Raw genomic sequence first — 17570 nt, 5'->3', positions numbered from 1 at the left:
TTTTGGTGTCTCCCCTGTCCCACAGGGGAGACACATCATTCCTTCGACGACACTGCCCTCAGCTTTCGGTGTCGACATAGGGCTGCACCACCTCCAGGTTGGAGCGCCCCGGCACCACCATCGGCAGCACCTGGCGGTCGGCATCCACCGGCACCCGGATCAGCGCCGGGCCGGCGCTGCGGAAGGCGGCTTCCAGCGCCTGACGCGGCTCGCTCAGGCGGCCGAGATCGTAGGCGGGGATGCCGAAGGCCTCCGCCACCTTCGCGAAGTCGGTCGGGGTGACGTAGTGCGAGGCGACATGGCGCTGCTTGTAGAACAGCGTCTGCTGCTGGCGCACCAGGCCCAGCGCGGCGTTGTCGAGCAGCACGATCTTCACCGGCAGGTCCAGCTCGGCGAGTGTCGCCAGCTCCTGCACGTTCATCAGCAGGCTGCCGTCGCCGGTGAAGCAGACATTGGGCAGGTCCGGCCGCGCCAGCGCCGCGCCGATGGCGGCCGGCAGGCCGAAGCCCATGGTGCCCAGGCCGCCGGAGGTCAGCCAGCGGTCCGGCCGCGCGAACGGGTAGTGCTGCGCCACCCACATCTGGTGCTGGCCGACATCGGTGCTGATCAGCGCCTCGGGGCCGGCGAGCTCAGCCACGGCGGCGATCAGGCCGCTGGGGTCTTGCAGGCTGTCGCGCGTGGGCTCGGCGGGGAAGGCCGCGCGCAGGGCGGCGATGCGCGCCAGCCAGCCCGGCCGGCTCTGCGCGCGCAGGCGCGGCAGCAGGGTTTCCAGCGCCTGGCGGGCGTCGGCCTGCAAGGCCAGGGTCGGGGTTTTGATCTTGCCGAACTCGTGGGCGTCGAGATCGATGTGGATGATCTGCGCCTGCGGGCAGAAGCCGCTCGGCTGGCCGGTGGCGCGGTCGTCGAAGCGTGCGCCCACCGCGATCAGCAGATCGCACTCGTCGAGCACATGGTTGGTGGCCTTGGCGCCGTGCATGCCCAGCATGCCCAGCGCGAGCGGGTGCCCGGCGGGCAGGCTGCCCAGAGCCATCAGGCTGGTGGTGGTCGGCAGCCCGGCCTTCTCGGCCAGCGCCCGCGCCGCCTCCCAGGCGCGCGCCTTGACCACGCCGCCGCCCAGGTAGAGCACCGGCTTCTGCGCGGCATTGATCATTGCCGCCGCGGTTGCCCAGGCGGTGTTGGTGGGCTGGCGGCGCTCTTCGGCGGTCTCGCTCAGGCAGGGAGGCGGCGGCAGCGGCAGGGCGATGCGCTGCAACTGCACGTCCTTGGGCACGTCCACCAGCACCGGGCCGGGGCGGCCGGACTCGGCGATGCGGAAGGCCTCGGGGATCATCCACAGCAGGTCTTCCACCGAGCGCGCGAAGAAGTTGGCCTTGGTGATGGAATCCGCCAGATGCCCGGTCTTCACTTCCTGGAAGGCATCGGTGCCGATCAGGTGCTGCGGCACCTGGCCGGTGATGCAGACCAGCGGCACCGAGTCGAGCTTGGCGTCGGCGATCGCGGTGAGCAGGTTGGTCACCCCCGGCCCGGAAGTCGCCAGGCAGACACCCGCCTTGCCGCTCACCCGCGCGATGCCCTGGGCGATGAAGCCCGCGGCCTGCTCGTGGCGCGCCAGCACATGGCGCACGCGGGTATCGCCGCCGAGCGCTTCATAGAGCGGCAGGATGGCGCCACCGGGAATGCCGGCGACCAGGTCTACGCCCTGGCTCTCCAGCAAGTGCACGATCAGTTCTGCGCCGGTGAAGTGGTTCATAGCTACGTCCTAGGTAAAGACCCTGGACGAGAAACCGGCGGGTGAAGCTCAAAGAAAAACCCCCGCCGATTTCGCGTCGGCGGGGGTTGGTTGATTCAGCAGCTCCCCTACGACGCGTCGGTAACGACGGCGACGACGAGAATGGCTTTGAGGGCGCGGGAGAGCTTCATGGCGGCGGATTATGGCGATTTGGATCGCGGATTGAAAGCTGTCGCCTAATTCAGCTGGCCGGCGCCGGCCCTCGGCACCTGCGCGTCTGCGCAGTGTGGGTAGACCGTTTAGCTGTGCCTCCCCTGCTTGGCGGGAGAGGTGGCGCCGAAGGCGACGGAGGGGGCGTCGCGTCGCTTGCGGCTATTGCGCCTCCGGCAGCACCGCCTTGGGGCCACGCTCCTGGCGGATCAGGAACACCCCGGCCGCGACAATGATGGCCGCGCCGAGCAGGGTGATGCCGTCCGGCAGGTGCTGCCAGAGCAGCAGATCGAGGCCCAGCGCCCAGGCCAGCGCCGAGTATTCCAGCGGCGCGATCACCGAGGCCTCGCCGCGCGAGAAGGCTTCGGTGATGGCGATCTGCCCCAGCGTGCCGCAGAGGCCGATGCCGGCGATGATCGGCCAGTGCGATGCCGCAATCGCTTGCCACTGCGGTGCCGCCAGCAGTGCCGCGCCGACCCCCATCAGCGTCATCAGCCAGAACACCATCGCCTGGCTGCTGTCGCTGCGCGCCAGCACCCGCACGGTGATGGCTGACAGCGCATAGCCGACGGCGGCAAACAGCACCGCCAGCGCCGGCAGGCTCAGCAGTCCCTCGCCGCTGGGGCGCAGGATCACCAGCATGCCCAGCAGACCAAAGCCGATCGCCAGCCAGCGCGCCCGACCCACGCGCTCGCCCAGCAAGGGGCCGGAGAGCGCGGTGATCAGCAGCGGCGCGCAGAAGAAGATGCTGTAGGCAGTGGCCAGCGGCAGCGTGCGCAGCGCGTAGGTGAAGCTCGCCATCATCGCGATGCCCAGCAGGCCACGGAACAGGTGCAGCGGCCAGCGGACGCGCAGCAGCGTGGCGGCGCGGCCGCTGGCGAGTATCCACAGCGCCACCAGCGGCAGCGAAGACAGGCCGCGAATCGCCGCCATCTGCATCGGCGGGTAATGCGTGCTCAGCGCCTTCAACCCGGCGTCCATCAGCGAGAACAGCCCCACCGCCGCCAGCATGGCGAAGATGCCTCTACGGTTGTCGGTGTGGGACATGGCGGCGGCGCCTGCGCGGAGCTGGAAACGGCGCGCAGCCTACACCGGAGGTTGCGGCGCTGCAGGAGCGCCGCCGAGGCTATCCGGCTCTCGCGAGATTTATCCCGCCGCCTTGGCGAGCGCCACCGCGTCGGCACCGGCCGGGAAGCGGAGTTGCGTCGAGCTGTCGTTGGCGGCGCGCCACACCGTTTCAGCGACGTCAGTCTCCTTGGTCACCGCGCTCGGCTGCGCGAACAGGGCAAACACGCTCTGCGCGTAGGCCGCATAGGCCTCGGGGATCAGCCCCTGCATGCGCACGCCGCCGTTCTCGGTAAAACGAGTGCTGGGGCCATAGCCCGGCTCGACCAGCTTCACGCCCACATCGAAGGCCGCCAACTCGTGCGCGAGCGAGGCGGTAAAGCCCTCGATGGCCATCTTGCTGGCGGTGTAGACGGCCACCAGCGGCATCGGCGCCAGCGTGGCGCTGGAGGTGACGTTGACCACCACGCCCGAGCGCCGCGCACGGAACTGCGGCAGCACCGACTGCGTCATCGCCATCACCCCGAAGGTGTTGGTCTCGAACAACTCGCGGGTGGTCGCCATCGGCGTGGCCTCGAAAGCGCCAAGCAGACCGATGCCGGCGTTGTTCACCAGCACGTCGATGGGCCCGCTGGCCGCCAGCACGGCGGCGATGCTCTCGGGCCGGGTGACGTCGAGCGCCAACACCCGCATGCGCTCGGACGCAGGCAGCAGCTCCGGGCGCGGCGTGCGCATGGTGGCGATCACCTTCCAGCCCTGGGAATGGAAGTAGCGCGCGGTTTCAAGGCCATAGCCCGACGAGCAGCCGGTAATCAGTACGGTTTTCATGGAGGTCTCCTGGTTGGTTTCCATGGAGGCCACGATAGGGCGCCGATGAAGTACGATCTATAACGAATAGTCCGAATAACATTCGCAATAGTCCTAATCCATGGATCCGCTGACCGAAGTCATCGCCTTGCTGCGTCCCAGCTCCGTGCTCTCCAAAGGCATCAGCGGTGCTGGACGCTGGGCGGTGCGCTATTCGGTGTTCGGTCAGCCGAGCTTCTGTGTGGTGCTGGAAGGCGGCTGCCTGCTGGCCGTGGATGGTGAGCCGCCGCTGCGTCTGGAGCAGGGCGACTTCCTGCTGCTGCCGGCGACGCCCGGCTTCACCATGTCCGGCTTCGAGCCCGCCGAGCCGGTGGCGATAGATCCCCGGGGCCTCGCGCCGATGACGGGCGAGGTGCGTCACGGTGGCCGCGGCGGACGCCCGGACGTGCGCCTGCTGGGCGGCTATTTCGTATTCGACTCGCCCGACGCCGCCTTGCTGGTGTCGCTGCTGCCTTCGCTGGTGCATGTGCGTGGCGTCGAGCGCCTGTCGGTGCTGGTGCGCCTGCTGAGTGAGGAATCGCGCGCGAGCCGCCCTGGTCGCGAGCAAGTGCTCACGCGCCTCGTGGAAGTGCTGCTGATCGAAGCGCTGCGCGCCGCGCCCAGCGACAACGCGCCACCCGGCCTGCTGCGCGGCCTGGCCGACGCCCGACTCGCACGCGCCATCCGCCACATCCACGGCGAGCCCGCCCGAGGCTGGACGGTGGCGGAACTCGCCAAGAAAGCTGCGTTGTCGCGCTCGGCTTTCTTCGAGCACTTCACACGCGCCCTCGGCCTGTCGCCGATGGAATACCTCGTCGCCTGGCGCATGGCGGTCGCCAAGGGCCTACTGCGTCAGCAGGACCTCGGGCTCGCCGAGATCGCCGAGCGTGTCGGCTACGGCTCGGCCAGTGCCTTCAGCACCGCCTTCAGCCGGCATGTCGGCCATTCGCCGAGCCGGTATGCGCGGCAGCGCTTGGGCCAGGAAGCTGGGGTCATCTAAGCGGCGCTAGTCCGTGGCGATTTGGTGCCGGTAATGTCCAGCCTAGGTTTGCGCGAGAGAACGTGGAGGCGTGCGACGCCCGCTGTGGCGGTATTGGTGCAGCGAAGGGTGGTGCAACAGCATGGCTCGCTACCGCGACTGCCTGCGGCCTAGCACCCACGCGGTGGCAACGAGGGCGGCGCCTGCGATCACCAGTGCCAAAGGAACGACGTAGGCGCCGGCTGTTGAGCCCGTAGCGGCTCGGTAGTAGTGCGGCGAGGTGTGGAAGTGCGGGAAATCGCGCGCGAGCAATGGAGCGGCGCTGAGCGGAAGAAGATCCGCCAAGGGCGAGAGAAGAAAGACTCCCAGCGCTAGCAGGCTGTAGCCGGTTCTCGTGATCCATCTGAGCATGTCTTGGTGCTCCTTCCGACGTGAGGCCTAACGCCTGACGTAACAGGCTGTCTTAAGCGCGAGCCGCAGCGGTGTGGACGTCGCTTGGAGCAGCTTGTTGTTGCCAGACACATCACCTACTGAACGTAAGCTCTCGCGTTAGGGCCGGCGATTGAATAAGCATCGCTACCTGCACCGAAGCCTCCGGCTCAAGCCCTTTGTACTCGTCGTTCAAGTATTCAACGACCTCGTCTTGGCTCCACGGCCCCAAGGATGTCTGGTAGTCGGGAACCATGGCTTGAAGCTCCTGCCAAGGCAGCTCCACCTGCTTTGAAAGCAGGATCGCAGTTTTGGTGTGGATGATGTGGAGCCTCATGAGATTCAACCTAGGGGCAATCGGGTCGAAGCGGAAGGGCGACTGGGCCCTGCGGCCGATGATGGGCCAATGGGTCGGTACGACCCGGCTGGTCTGCCATGGCGCCACCGGTTGGCCGACCAGTCAGGCATCGCCCTCTCTTCGTCTCCACTTCCAGACCTCTCCATCTTCTTCGTGCTGGATGCTGCCAAGCAGTTCGAAGTCAAGTTTGCGAAGAATGGCAGTGGACGGGCCTTCTTCAGGCAAGGTGTGAGCAATAAACCTCGCGCCGTCAGCCCGCGCCTGCTCTTGGGAGACGAGCATCAGTGCAGTGGCCATTCTGGTGGCGACGCCGCGCCCTTCGTTTCCCGGGAAGGTGAAGTAAGCAATCTCGGCCTCGGATTTATGAGGAGGAGCTGCAAAGCCACAACTGCCGACGACGTTCCCATGCTCAATAGCGGCATAACCGATCCAGGGAGGACGAAATCCTTTCCGCCGATACAGGCCCGCCATGGCCTGGAGAATGTCGTCCAGTACAGGGTGCAACTGCGCACCACACAGATCGACGGTGCCGTCTTGGGCGATTGGACAAAGGTGCATTAGAGCTGCGACGCCTAACGAGTCTGTAGAAAAACGCCACTGCCGAAGCCGATGTGCTTGGCGGGTGATTTGTCGCGACGTGTTTTGGCGGTGGGCCGCTCGTTGTTCATGGTGGCGATTTGCAGGATCGCGATGCCTTGTGGCTTATGGGATGGACCACGCCGAAGCTCACCGGAAAAACTGCAGTAGCGAAGCGAAGGCAGATTTTTCTGGTGCAGCGCCTGGTTAGGAGTCACAGCCACCCACGCTCTTTTCCAAGGAAGATCATTTTGATGTACATGACTACGCCGCCCATAAAAAAGAACATAAATGGCAGCAAAGCCCAAACTACCCAGCTCTTTCCGTTTCGGGACGCGAGGCGGCCAAGTTGAACATAGAAGGCAAAAAAACCTCCCAAAGCTAAGCCGCAATACAACCACATGTTGATTGGTACTAGCCCATCTGGTGTAAATATGCCAACGGCATTCGTGCCGCCAATAATTAGCGGAAGCCAGATGGCGAAATATGCGGTGAGCCACCAAAAGCCGGCGCGACACTTCGCGATATCAACTGAAGGCTCGGGCAGTGCCTTACGGCCGTAGCCAGGACGGGGCGGCACGTAGATATCTGGAACCTCATTCATCTTGTGACTCCCAACGAACTAACTCAGCCGACCGCGCGTTGTTTGCGCGGTTCGGCTGCAGTGCCGGGTTGGGCACACGGCTATCCACCTCTGTAGTACTCAATTGGAACAACTGTTCGACCGACAGGGTTTGAAATAGTTAATGTGCCCTCGTAGCTGTCACCGCAGCAGGACTCTGAATCCGGCCGGCATGTGGTGCCTTTTACAGTCGCTTTCAGGACGATCTTCGTAGCTTTATCTGACGTCAGAAAGACATTTTCTTGCGAAGACCCAACAGAGGATTCGGTATCTGGTCCTTCCGTGTCCTGTTCTGACTCTAAATAGACTGATGTCAAAACGCTGTTTAGCATCACGCTGTAAACATTCGCCCCTTCAGCAAACAGCAAGCAGTCTCTGGTGTCCTTTACGTCACGGGGCCAAACAACGTTATTTCCAAAGTCGTCTTTTTGACAAATCTCGCGCGGCAAAAGCGAAATAGTGGGGCCTTGCGCAAAGGATGGAGATGCCAGAGAGGCCAAAAGAAATAGAAGTCGCACAAAGATTGCCCTCAAGGTTGCTCCTGCGCCCAACGCCTAAGCTCAGGGGCGGCCACAAACTTGCGCTGTTGCTTCTGCAAGTTTGGGGACGTCCCCTGGAGCGCCTTGTTGGACGTCATGTCGTTACGGACACGTGCCGGAGTCCTTGAGTTGAAACTGCGCAAACCCCACCTCCGTTCCGTCCGCGAACCGCCCCACGATAAATGGCCCCTCTCCGAACAGTGCGCCATTTCTCTGCACCTTTGCCGACTCCAGGCACCAGGACACGAGCGAGAACGTGCCGTCGGTGTTAAGCGAGTAGTCCGCGTTGCAATCGCCCATGGCTTCCTCAACAACGCACCTCTTTGGGAGGGTGCGCAACCGAGCAAAGGCCGCTGTGGGTATTAGCTTCGCCTGCGGGAGTGGAAGTTCGCTCTCATCCAGCAGGTTGAGATGAACCCACGCTACTCCATCCTTTTCTCTCCTAACCGAAACGACATTGCCGCTGTTCAGTTGTACCTCGCCGGCCAGGTAGTCCTCTTTGACGACGGCATAGTAAGGGAGAGGCCGTGCGCCAGCGCTCGAACCAATGAGTGTCAGGAAAAGAACGACCCACCGCTTCATGACGTCCAACAGCTAATAGACGGAACGAGGTCCGGACATGCATTGTTAGTCCGGGCGCCGAAATGACGCACTAAGTCATTGTTCGAATTAAAGTCCATCCCGTTCCCGTCTCTTTATTCATCAACTGCCCGGGCGCTCTTTGGCGACCGGGTCACATGCTGCTCCCGCTGACTCGCCGAGGCAAGCTCGCATCGTCTGCCGACGGTTGGCATAGGGCTGTTTGATCCCGAAGGCGCCCGACGGCGACGGCATCGTGTCGGCTGGCGTGAAGCAATGAACTTCGACAGTGCCTTTGCCGCTCCAGAATCCCAGGAAAGACTTCCAGTGCGGCAACGGCGGGTGACCCGCGCCGCCGTCGCCACACTGCATCGGTGCCACTACTTCCGAGGCTGGTCGGTCACATAGTCGAACTTGCCGTTCTGGCTGATGAAGAACAGGCACTCGTTGGGCGACAGGCACTTGGTCACGTGGCGCTCGCCGCCTTTCTGGAACCAGTAGGAGCCGGCCGGCAGCGCGAAGTCGGCGCTACCCGGCAGGCCGTTGGCCGCCACGCCCGAAATCACCACGCCCCAGTAATCCTCGCTGTGGATGTGGATCGGGCTGACGAACCCGGCCGGCATTCGGACGAAGGTGCCGTGCGCGCCGTGTGCGAGATCGCCGTAGGCGGGGGCTGCCTTGAGCTCACCATGCACTCCGTCGCTGACGCCGGTGCTGCCGTACTGCAACTGCGTCACGGGAGTGCTGCTGGATGGCGTCGCCGCCTCGCTGGTCAGCGAGATGGCGGCAAAGAGGACGAGAGCGGCAATGCGCCCGAGGGAACTTGGTTTCATGATGGACATAGCTCCTGGTGGATTGGAAAGAACGGAACGCTCAGGCCGCCTGGGCGCGCACGACCGGGAAGTCGATGTCCGTGGCGGCGACGTTGTTGAGCAGGTTGGTAAACACATTCACGACGACGTTGGCGACGATCTCGACGACCTGGGCATCGCTGAAACCGGCGAGCTTCACGGCGGCCAGATCGGCATCGCTGACCTTGCCCTTGGTCTCGACCAGCTTCTTGGCGAATACCAGGACGGCATCGGCTTTGGCGTCCTGCGAGTGACCTCGGCGGTTGGCCGCCATCTCCGCCTCGTCGAGCTTGGCGAGGTTGGCGCCGAGATAGCTGTGCGCGGAAAGGCAGTAGTCGCAGCCGTTGGCCTGCGCGGTGACGAGCGCAATGCGATTGCGGGTCTGGAGGTCGAGTGTCTTGCCCAGGGCGCCGGAGTAGGCGAGGAAGCCTTCGAGCACTGCGGGGCTGGTGCCGATCAGGCGGAACAGATTGGGAACGGTGCCGAGCTGGCCGTTGACGACGTCGAGCAGAGGGCGCGAGGCCGTGGGAGCGGCATCGATGCTGGGGATGGATAGGCGGGACATGCGGTTTCTCCAAAGGGTGGTTGAGGCAGCCCCGCCACTTTGAAGATCGAACGTCGTCGGGAGAATCCGTCAAGAGCGCATTTCATTGATGCGAAAATCGGCATAATTGCCGCATGGATCGATTCCAGGTTCTGCGGCTGTTCGTGGCCATCGGCGAGCACGCGAGCTTTGCCGAGGCGGCGCGACGCCTGCGCGTGTCGCCCACTGCCGCGAGCCGCGCCATTGCCGGGTTGGAACGCGATCTCGGCGTCACGCTACTGCGCCGCACCACGCGCTCGGTGTCGCTCACCGAAGCCGGTGCGCGCTACCACGAACACTGCCAGCACGCGCTTGAGGAGCTCGACGATGCGGCGCGGGGCCTGCGCGGCGAGAACGCGGAGCCTCGGGGCACGCTGGTACTGACCGCGCCGGAGATGTTCGGGCGCCTGCACATCCTGCCGGTGGTCACCACCCTGCTGCGCCGCTATCCCGCGCTCGATGTGCGGCTGACGCTGAGCGATCGCGTCGTCCGGCTAGTGGAGGAGGGCATCGATGTCGCCGTGCGCATCGCCGAGCTGCCATCCAGCAGCCTGCGCGCGGCGCGGGTTGCGACGACCCGTCGGGTGCTGGTCGCGAGCCCCGACTATCTCGCCGCAAGGGGGACGCCAGAGCGCGTCACCGACCTGTACGACCATGCCCTGATCGCGGTCGAAAGCCTGGCGCCCAATGGCGAGTGGCGGTTTGGTGGAGCGGGCCATCCGGCCATCCGCTTCGAGCCCCGCCTGCTCACCAACAGCATGGGCGCCGCCATCGACGCCGCGCGTGCCGGTGCCGGCATCACCCGCGCGCTGTGCTACCAGGTGCGGGCGGAAATCGACCGTGGCGAGCTGGTGCCGTTGCTGAGCGACTTCGATCCACCGGGGGTGCCAATCAGCCTGCTCTATGCACCCAACCGCCAGCGCTCGGCCAATGTCCGCGCCTTCATCGATGCCACCAAGGCGGCGCTGTCTGGTCTCGGCTAAGCCGCGCGTTCAGGCCTGCCTGGTGAGACGAGTGCGCACTGTGGTGGCGGCGGGTTACTTGCCGGCCAGCTTGCAGGTGCTGAAGCCGAACGGCAGATAGGCGGGGCAGCGGCCCGAGGTGCCGGTCGCCAGTGGCACCAAGCCGATCCAGGCCCAGACCGGGCCGCCGGCAAGCGCCCAGGCGATCAGGCCTAGGCCGACGGCGATGCGCAGAACGCGGTCGATTCCACCGACATTGATTTTCATGGCACCCACTCCTTACTCGCGTGTTTGGCTCCTGCCGCCAAGAGTGCTGGCGCCCGGCCGCGCAGGCATTGATCTCGGTCAGCGTCAATGCCCGATCCGGGGTGCGAGGATGCTCTTGGCCGTGGTGGTCGCGCGCAGTCCGAGCACGAGGCGGCCATCGTCGGTTTTCGTCATGTCCGAGAGTCATGCCCAGCCCCCATCTGCCCCTGCCTGCCGATTGGACCCTGGCCCTGGCCAGCCTGGCGGGCCTCGCATTGCTGACGGCCGCGCTGAGCGCGAGCTGGAAGGCGATCCTGGCGGCTCCTTGGCGAGTGCATCTGTTGTTCGGTGCGGCGCTGCTGCTGGGGGCGCTGCGGCTGGCCTCTTTTCGACTCGGCACCTCGCCGGAGGTGCATCTGCTCGGTGTCACCGTCGCCTCGCTCTTGCTCGGGCCGAGATTTGCCCTGTTGGTCGCGAGCGCGGTGGAGATCGTGTGGCTGCTGGTCGCGGGCGTGCCCTTGCTTGAAGCCAGCGCGGTCACCGCGCTGGATGTGCTGTTGCCGGTGACGATCATCTGGGCTCTGTTCTCGCTGCTGCTGCGGCACGGTCCTCGCAACCACTTCGCGTTCACCCTGCTGGGCGGTTTCGCGGGTGGGGCCACGACCATGGCGGCGGTCTGTCTGGTCGAATCGGCGCTGATCCGCGCGCAGGGCGGTCAGGCCATGTCCTTCGAAGTCGTGGCCTTGCTGTCCTATGCCGAGGGCTTTGTCAGCGGTGCCCTGCTGGCCGTGCTGGCGGTGTATTTCCCGCACTGGTTGAAGGCTTACGACGACCGCCACTTCGAGCCGCCAGCGTCCACGCCGCCGTGAAAATCGCTGTGGGTTCCCTGACTCGCTGTTGTTGAGGGCAGCCCGCGCCCCAGGACGCGCAACAGGCGAGGGTGGCGCCGACATGAGCAGCCGGCGAGGCCGAGGCCGGGACTTGGCTTCGTCGCGCCTGTCGCGGACCGTTCGCCAAGCTTCGGAGCAGGCCATCGTCGGCGTTTCCACCGGCTCCGTTGGCGCGGCCTTCCATGCCGGTGCCGGCACCGCCCGGCGGGCAGTCGCGGTGGCGGTTCGAGACGGCGTGATAGCTTTTCAACACGTTGCGGCAAGTGGCAACCAAAGCTCCGTGGACCTAAGTTTGACTGACCTCGATATCCATAGCGCCTGCATCCTGCTGGTAGACGACGACCCGGGGACGATTCAGGTCCTTCACCGGGCGCTGGGTTCGTTCTCCAATGTGCGCTTCGCGACCAGCGGCGCCTTGGCTCTGAAGCTGGCCGAGGAACTGCAACCGGACCTGATCCTGCTGGACGCCGACATGCCCGGTATGAGCGGGATCGAGACCTTCTGGAAGCTCAAGTCGGACAGCCTGCTGCAAGCCACGCCGGTGATCTTCGTGACCAGCCGCCGGGAGACCGATCTCGAAGTGGAGGTGCTGGAGCTGGGCGCGGTGGACTTCATCAGCAAGCCGGTCAACCCGGTGTTGCTGCGAGCGCGGGTCGGCACGCAACTCCGACTCAAGCTGCTGACCGACGAACTGCGTAGGGCGGCCGGCCGCGACGGGCTCACCGGCATCGCCAACCGCCGGCAGTTCGACGAATGCATCGACGCGGAATGTCGCCGTGCCCTTCGTGGCGGTACGCCGCTGTCCCTGCTCCTCGCCGACGTCGATCACTTCAAGGCCTACAACGATTGCGCCGGCCATCTCGCCGGTGACGACGCCTTGCGCAAGGTGGCACTGGTACTGCAGAACGAAACCCGCCGGGCGGGAGAGCTCGCAGCCCGCTACGGCGGCGAGGAATTCGCGATCGTGCTGCCGGGTCTGGATGGCGAGGCGGCACGTCAGCGTGCCGAAGAAGTACGGTCCCTGGTCGAGGCGTGGGCGATCCCGCACCCGCGGTCCGCGGTTGGTCCCGTCGTCACCCTGTCCATCGGCGTCTCGACGCTGCATCAGGCGGCCGATGCCACGCCGGACGACAGTTCCGCTGCTCGCGCCCTGATCCAGCATGCCGACAACGCGCTGTACCTCGCCAAGAATGAGGGGCGCAACCGCGTCCGCTACGAGGCCTGCTCCTACCCCTTCGGCCCATGGACCCGACAGACCGCCTGAGTACGCCAGGCTTGCGCTGGGACGGCCCAGCGACCTGGGGCGCCATTGTCTTTTTGATCGGGCTGGTTCTTTCGGCCACCCTGGCCCTGGAAGTCCGTGATGGCAATCGGCAGGCGCTCGTCAGTCTTTTCGAGCAGCGCAGCAGCCGGCTTTCCGAGGCCGTAGTTGAGCGGGTCACTCTCTACCAGTACGGCTTGCGCGGTACGCGTGGCGCCGTGCTGGCGGCTGGACTGGATTCGCTCAGCCACTCCCAGTTCGTTGCCTACAGCCGGTCCCGGGACCTCGCCCAGGAGTTTCCGGGCAGCCGGGGTTTTGGACTCATCCGCAGGGTGGCGCCGGAGCAGATTGATGCCTTCCTTTCGAGGGCCAGCGCTGATCGTGGCGAAGTCTTTCCTCTGCATAGCCTGGGTCCTAACGAGGACGACCGCTGGCTGATCCAGTACATCGAGCCGGAGGCGAACAATCGCCCCGCGATTGGTCTCGACATTGCCTCTGAGCCGGCGCGGCGGGCCGCCGCGTTCAGGGCGATGGTCAGTGGTCAACCCGCCCTCACTTCGCCGGTTCAACTGGTACAGGCGAGTGGCGCTGGCCTTCTGATGCTGCTGCCGGTCTATGAGCCCGGCGAAGAGTTGGGATCGGTGGAGCAGCGTCGGCGGGCTTTGCGTGGCTGGGCCTACACGCCCCTGGTCGCGCAGGAGGTTTTCAGGGATCTGCGCCGGCAGATTCCGAATCTGTTGTTCGGGCTCACCGACGTCACCGACCCGGGGGGCGGACTCCCGATTCTGGGAGACCCGTTGCCCTCCGCGCAGAATGGCCTGATCCGACGAGAGTCGATCGAGTTGTTCGGTCGTCGCTGGCAACTGACCACGACTCCGGACGCAGGACTGGCGGCCGAATTGCGTAGTCCGAACGCCGGCATGGTTCTCGGCGGAGGCATGCTGACCAGCCTGTTGGCAGCGCTGTTGGTCGCGGTTCTGCGGCTGTTCGCGGAGCGCGCGCAGGCCTCGCGCCGTGAGCAGTTGGAACTGGTCCGTGGCATCGTCGATGCCTCCCCGGACGCGATCGTGGTGATTGACGGAGAGGGAAGGATCGTCGAGTCCAACCGCCAGGTCGAAACCCTGTTCGGCCGCGCTCCGCAATCCGTGGTTGGCCAGGACATCGGCGAGCTGCTACCCGTAGTTAGGCCGACCGAGCCCGCTCGCGAGGCCCTAGGCTCGAAGGTGATCGGGCCTAGTACGGTGTCTCGTCAGGAGTTGCCGGCGCGCGATGCCCAGGGACGGGAGTTTCCCGTCGAACTGCATCTGCGTCCCCTCGAATTGCAGGGGCGACACCTGGTCGTCGCGACACTGCGCGATGTCTCCGAAGCCCGCGCCGCCGTGCAAAGGATTCAGGGCAGCGAGGCGCGCTGGCGCGAGCTGGCCAATTCGATGCCGCAACTGGTTTGGACCTGCCGGGGTGACGGTCCCTGCGACTTCCTGAGCGCCCAGTGGCTGGCCTACACGGGGATCGACGAGGAAAGCCAGCTTGGCTTCGGCTGGCTGGAGCAGGTTCATCCGGATGACCGCGAGCGACTGATGGCGCGGTGGAACGAATCGGTGAGCCGGCGTGGCACCTTCTCGGTCGAGTTCCGTCTACGGCGCCACGACGGTGTCTACCGGTGGTTCGATACCCGCGCCGAACCGATACTCGACAAGGCCGGCCAGATCCGCGCCTGGATCGGTAGCAACACCGACATCGAGGACCGCAAGCAGGCCGAGGCCGAGCTGCTGCGCCTGAATGCCTCGCTCGAAGCCCAAGTCAGGGAACGCACCTCGGCGCTCCAGCGTTCCTCGGCCCTGCAAAGCGCGGTTCTGGAGTCCGCTGGCTACTCGATCATCGCCACTGACACCGAGGGACTCATCACCCTTTTCAACCCGGCCGCCGAGGCCATGCTCGGCTATTCGGCCGCCGAGATGATTGGGCGCCAGACGCCGGCGATCATCCATGTCGGCGACGAGGTCGCCGCCCGGGCCGCCAGTCTCAGCGAAGAGTTGCGGAAGGACGTGCCGCTGGGCTTTGAAGCTTTCGTTGCCAAGGCTCGCCTGGGTGGCCCCGACGAGAACGAATGGACCTATGTCCGCAAGGACGGCAGCCGTTTCCCGGTTCGGCTGAAAGTGTCGGCGATGCGCGACGAATCCGGGGGGATCATCGGCTTCCTTGGCATTGCCGTCGATCTGACCGAATCCCGTCGGCGCGAGGAGGCACTGAGCCAGGCCAGACAGGACGCGCTGCGGATCGGACACGACCTGCGCACCATTCTCGACGCCATGCCCTCGATGGTCGCCTACTGGGATCGTGACCTGCGCAACCGCTTCGCCAACCACGCCTACCGGGACTGGTTCGGCGTCGATCCTGACCACCTGCCGGGCACCCATCTCCGCGATCTTCTGGGGCCAGAAACATTCAAGGCGAATCTGCCCTACATCAAGGGGGTATTGGCAGGTCAGCCCCAGCAGTTCGAGCGTCGGATCGGCCAACGATTCTCGCTCGCCCGTTATGTGCCGGATATCGCCGACGGAGTGACCCGCGGCTTCTACGCCTTTATCACCGATGTCACCGCCTTGCGCGAAGCGACCGACGCCGCCGAGGCTGCCAGCGCGGCCAAGAGCGCGTTCCTGGCCAACATGAGCCACGAGATCCGTACGCCGATGAACGCGGTCATGAACCTCTGCTATCTACTCGAGCAGACGCCGCTGAGCGAGGAGCAGCGCGATCTGGCCAGCAAGATGCGTATCGCCAGCCGCTCGCTGCTCGGGCTGATCAACGACGTGCTCGATCTGTCGAAGATCGAGGCCGGTGGCATGTCAATCGCCAACGAGCCTTTCAGCCTGCGTCGCCTGATGCTGGATATCGAGCAGCTCATGGCGAGCCAGGCCGCCGCCAAGCGGCTGCACTTCCACGTGCGGACTGGCGTGGAGGTTCCGGATTACGTTCGGGGAGACAGCCTGCGAATCAATCAGGTACTGACCAACCTGCTCAGCAACGCCATCAAGTTCACCGACCGGGGCGAGGTCGAGTTGAAGATCAATGGCGAGCGGCTGCCCGAAAATCGGATCAAGCTCCATTTTGAAGTGCGCGATACCGGCATCGGTATCAGCGCCGATGCCCTGGCTCGTCTGTTCCAGCCCTTTACCCAGGCCGATGATTCCACCACCCGCCGTTTTGGTGGCTCCGGACTGGGGCTCGCCATCGTCAGTCGGCTCGTGCAGATGATGGGTGGCAAGCTTGGCGTGGAGAGCGAGCCTGGGGTTGGCAGTCGCTTCTGGTTTTCCATCGAACTGGCCGTCGAGTCGCATGGCGCATTGCCGGAGCTGGCGCCTCAGGCGCTGAGTGTGCTGGTGGTCGATGACATCGAAGGTCAGCGCGAGCAATTGGTCGCCCTCAGTCGCTCGCTCGGCTGGCGCACCGAGTCGGTGGCGACAGGCGTCGAAGCCCTGCAGCGAGTCACCGACCGGCTCCGGTCGGCGCAGCCGTTCGACGCGATCATCATCGACTGGCATCTGCCTGGACTGGATGGCCTGGTGACACTGGAGGAACTGTACCGCCGCATCGGCAGTCGGCCCTCACCGTCGATCGTTCTGGTTACCTCTAGCGACGTCGGCGCCCTGCAGGCGCTAACCGGCAGCCAACTGGCCGACGAGGTGCTGGCCCTGCCGGTCAAGGCTTCCGGGCTGTTCAACGCCGTCCATCGCGGGGTCGCACGGTACAGCCCCGACAGCAGCGTCCTCTCCGATGAGCGCCAGCTCTCCCCGACGCTGAAACGTCTTCAGGCTGTCCGCGTGCTGCTGGTTGACGACAGCAGCATCAATCTCGACGTCGGTCAGCGCCTGCTCGAGCGCGAAGGCGCCACGGTGCGTCTCGCCGCCAACGGCAAGCAGGCGGTCGATCTGATCGCGACGGACAGCTCGGCGTTCGACATCGTGCTGATGGACGTGCAGATGCCGGTCATGGATGGCATTGAGGCGACCCAGCGGATACGCCAGCTTTCGGGTTCTGCCCAGACTCTGCCCATCGTGGCCTTGACCGCCGGAGCCTTGATGGAAGAGCGCGACCGCGCTCTGGCCGCCGGCATGGACGATTTCATCAGTAAACCCTTCGACGCCGAGAGCATGGTGCTGCGCCTGCGCCAGCGCGTGGAGCGCTATCTGGGCCGGCCTCTGCCACTGGAGCCGAAAACGTTCAGCGTCGCCGCGCCTTCCGGACTGCCCGCCTTGGTTGGTCTCAACCTGCCGGAGGCTCTGAGCCGGGTTGGCGGCGATCTGCCGCTGCTGCGCTCGCTGCTGCGGCGGCTGCTGGAAGAGTTTTCCGACTTCGGGCCGAGCCTGGTGATCAATCACGACGACGCCGAGCGCCAGGCGATCGCGCAGCTCAGCCACAAGCTGCGCGGTATCGCGGGCAATGTCGGCGCCGACGCGCTGCGCCAGGCGGCTGGAGAGCTCGAAGACTGCGCGCGCAGCCCCAGTTGCGCCGAGATCCCTTTTCATCTCGGGCGAATCGAGCAGCAGATCAAGTCGCTCAAGCTCGCCGCGCGCGACTTCCTCGCGGACCTGGATCAACCCACGGAACGCGAAACGACGCCGTTGACGATTGCCCAGCTCGAACGGCTGAGAATGGATCTTCGGGAAAACCGCTTGTCGGCCCTGAACCTTGCGGAGAAGCTCGGTACCGGGCTGCGCGATCTGCTGGGCGAAGCGGGGTACGCGGAGCTGGTTCTGGCCTTGCAGGAACTGCGCTTCGACCACGCCCTACGCCTGCTCGAATAGCGTTCTGTCCGCGTGTCGGTGACTGGGCCGCCTCCAGACT

General features: G+C 65.2%; 15 protein-coding genes. 5 read left to right on the top strand and 10 right to left on the bottom strand.

Features of this window, described 5'->3' with window-relative positions; all coding sequences use genetic code 11:
* Positions 1-58 precede the first annotated feature (58 nt).
* The 3 genes from ilvB to AC3WT6_RS11940 form a co-directional block, all read right to left on the bottom strand.
* Positions 59-1750 carry a biosynthetic-type acetolactate synthase large subunit gene (gene ilvB / locus AC3WT6_RS11950; protein ID WP_492653798.1) on the bottom strand — a complete coding sequence of 564 codons (1692 nt, stop codon included), beginning with the start codon at positions 1748-1750 and terminating at the stop codon, positions 59-61.
* A 351-nt stretch (positions 1751-2101) separates the two neighbouring features.
* The gene (locus AC3WT6_RS11945) at positions 2102-2986 is read right to left on the bottom strand and encodes a DMT family transporter (protein ID WP_492653797.1); all 885 of its coding nucleotides are present in this window, start codon (positions 2984-2986) and stop codon (positions 2102-2104) included.
* A gap of 99 nt (positions 2987-3085) precedes the next feature.
* Positions 3086-3832 carry an SDR family oxidoreductase gene (locus AC3WT6_RS11940; RefSeq protein ID WP_492653796.1) on the bottom strand — a complete coding sequence of 249 codons (747 nt, stop codon included), beginning with the start codon at positions 3830-3832 and terminating at the stop codon, positions 3086-3088.
* 100 nt (positions 3833-3932) lie between these two features.
* Here AC3WT6_RS11940 and AC3WT6_RS11935 point away from each other — a divergent pair, with 100 nt between their 5' ends.
* A complete protein-coding gene (locus AC3WT6_RS11935) occupies positions 3933-4850 on the top strand; it encodes an AraC family transcriptional regulator (protein ID WP_492653795.1) in 918 nt (305 codons plus the stop codon).
* Between the two features lie 502 nt (positions 4851-5352).
* On the opposite strand, the gene AC3WT6_RS11930 is transcribed toward AC3WT6_RS11935, so the two are convergent.
* The 6 genes from AC3WT6_RS11930 to AC3WT6_RS11905 all read right to left on the bottom strand — a co-directional run bounded on the left by AC3WT6_RS11930 (position 5353) and on the right by AC3WT6_RS11905 (position 9348).
* Complete coding sequence (locus AC3WT6_RS11930) at positions 5353-5595, bottom strand: hypothetical protein (protein WP_492653794.1); 243 nt, start codon at positions 5593-5595, stop codon at positions 5353-5355.
* Positions 5596-5718: 123 nt separating this feature from the next.
* Positions 5719-6174: a GNAT family N-acetyltransferase gene (locus AC3WT6_RS11925; protein WP_492653793.1), complete on the bottom strand. Its 456-nt coding sequence runs from the start codon at positions 6172-6174 to the stop codon at positions 5719-5721.
* Between the two features lie 232 nt (positions 6175-6406).
* On the bottom strand, positions 6407-6796 hold the full coding sequence (locus AC3WT6_RS11920; RefSeq protein WP_492653792.1) for a hypothetical protein: 390 nt from the start codon (positions 6794-6796) through the stop codon (positions 6407-6409).
* 659 nt (positions 6797-7455) lie between these two features.
* Positions 7456-7935, bottom strand: a complete 480-nt coding sequence (locus tag AC3WT6_RS11915; protein WP_492653791.1) for a hypothetical protein — start codon at positions 7933-7935, stop codon at positions 7456-7458.
* Positions 7936-8312: 377 nt separating this feature from the next.
* Complete coding sequence (locus tag AC3WT6_RS11910) at positions 8313-8765, bottom strand: DUF4437 domain-containing protein (RefSeq protein ID WP_492653790.1); 453 nt, start codon at positions 8763-8765, stop codon at positions 8313-8315.
* 40 nt (positions 8766-8805) lie between these two features.
* Positions 8806-9348: a carboxymuconolactone decarboxylase family protein gene (locus AC3WT6_RS11905; RefSeq protein ID WP_492653789.1), complete on the bottom strand. Its 543-nt coding sequence runs from the start codon at positions 9346-9348 to the stop codon at positions 8806-8808.
* 113 nt (positions 9349-9461) lie between these two features.
* Between AC3WT6_RS11905 and AC3WT6_RS11900 the strand changes: the two genes are divergently transcribed.
* Positions 9462-10349, top strand: coding sequence for a LysR substrate-binding domain-containing protein (locus tag AC3WT6_RS11900; protein WP_492653788.1), 888 nt, complete (start codon positions 9462-9464; stop codon positions 10347-10349).
* Positions 10350-10403: 54 nt separating this feature from the next.
* Here AC3WT6_RS11900 and AC3WT6_RS11895 read toward each other — a convergent pair whose 3' ends face one another.
* On the bottom strand, positions 10404-10595 hold the full coding sequence (locus AC3WT6_RS11895; RefSeq protein WP_492653787.1) for a YgaP family membrane protein: 192 nt from the start codon (positions 10593-10595) through the stop codon (positions 10404-10406).
* A gap of 185 nt (positions 10596-10780) precedes the next feature.
* On the opposite strand from AC3WT6_RS11895, the gene AC3WT6_RS11890 reads away from it, so the two are divergent.
* The 3 genes from AC3WT6_RS11890 (at position 10781) to AC3WT6_RS11880 (ending at position 17530) form a co-directional block, all read left to right on the top strand.
* Entirely contained in the window at positions 10781-11443 is a 663-nt protein-coding gene (locus AC3WT6_RS11890; protein ID WP_492653786.1) for a hypothetical protein, read from the top strand.
* Positions 11444-11525: 82 nt separating this feature from the next.
* Entirely contained in the window at positions 11526-12728 is a 1203-nt protein-coding gene (locus tag AC3WT6_RS11885; protein WP_492653785.1) for a diguanylate cyclase, read from the top strand.
* Positions 12707-17530 (top strand): CHASE domain-containing hybrid sensor histidine kinase/response regulator, encoded by a 4824-nt coding sequence (locus AC3WT6_RS11880; RefSeq protein ID WP_492653784.1) that lies wholly within the window; start codon positions 12707-12709, stop codon positions 17528-17530. Before AC3WT6_RS11885 ends, AC3WT6_RS11880 begins: the two co-directional genes overlap by 22 nt.
* Positions 17531-17570 lie beyond the last annotated feature (40 nt).

The sequence above is a fragment of the Stagnimonas sp. FW305-C-60 genome (assembly GCF_058782965.1).
The sequence above is the reverse complement of the archived record's forward strand: the minus strand, read 5'-3'. Positions and strand labels throughout refer to the sequence as shown.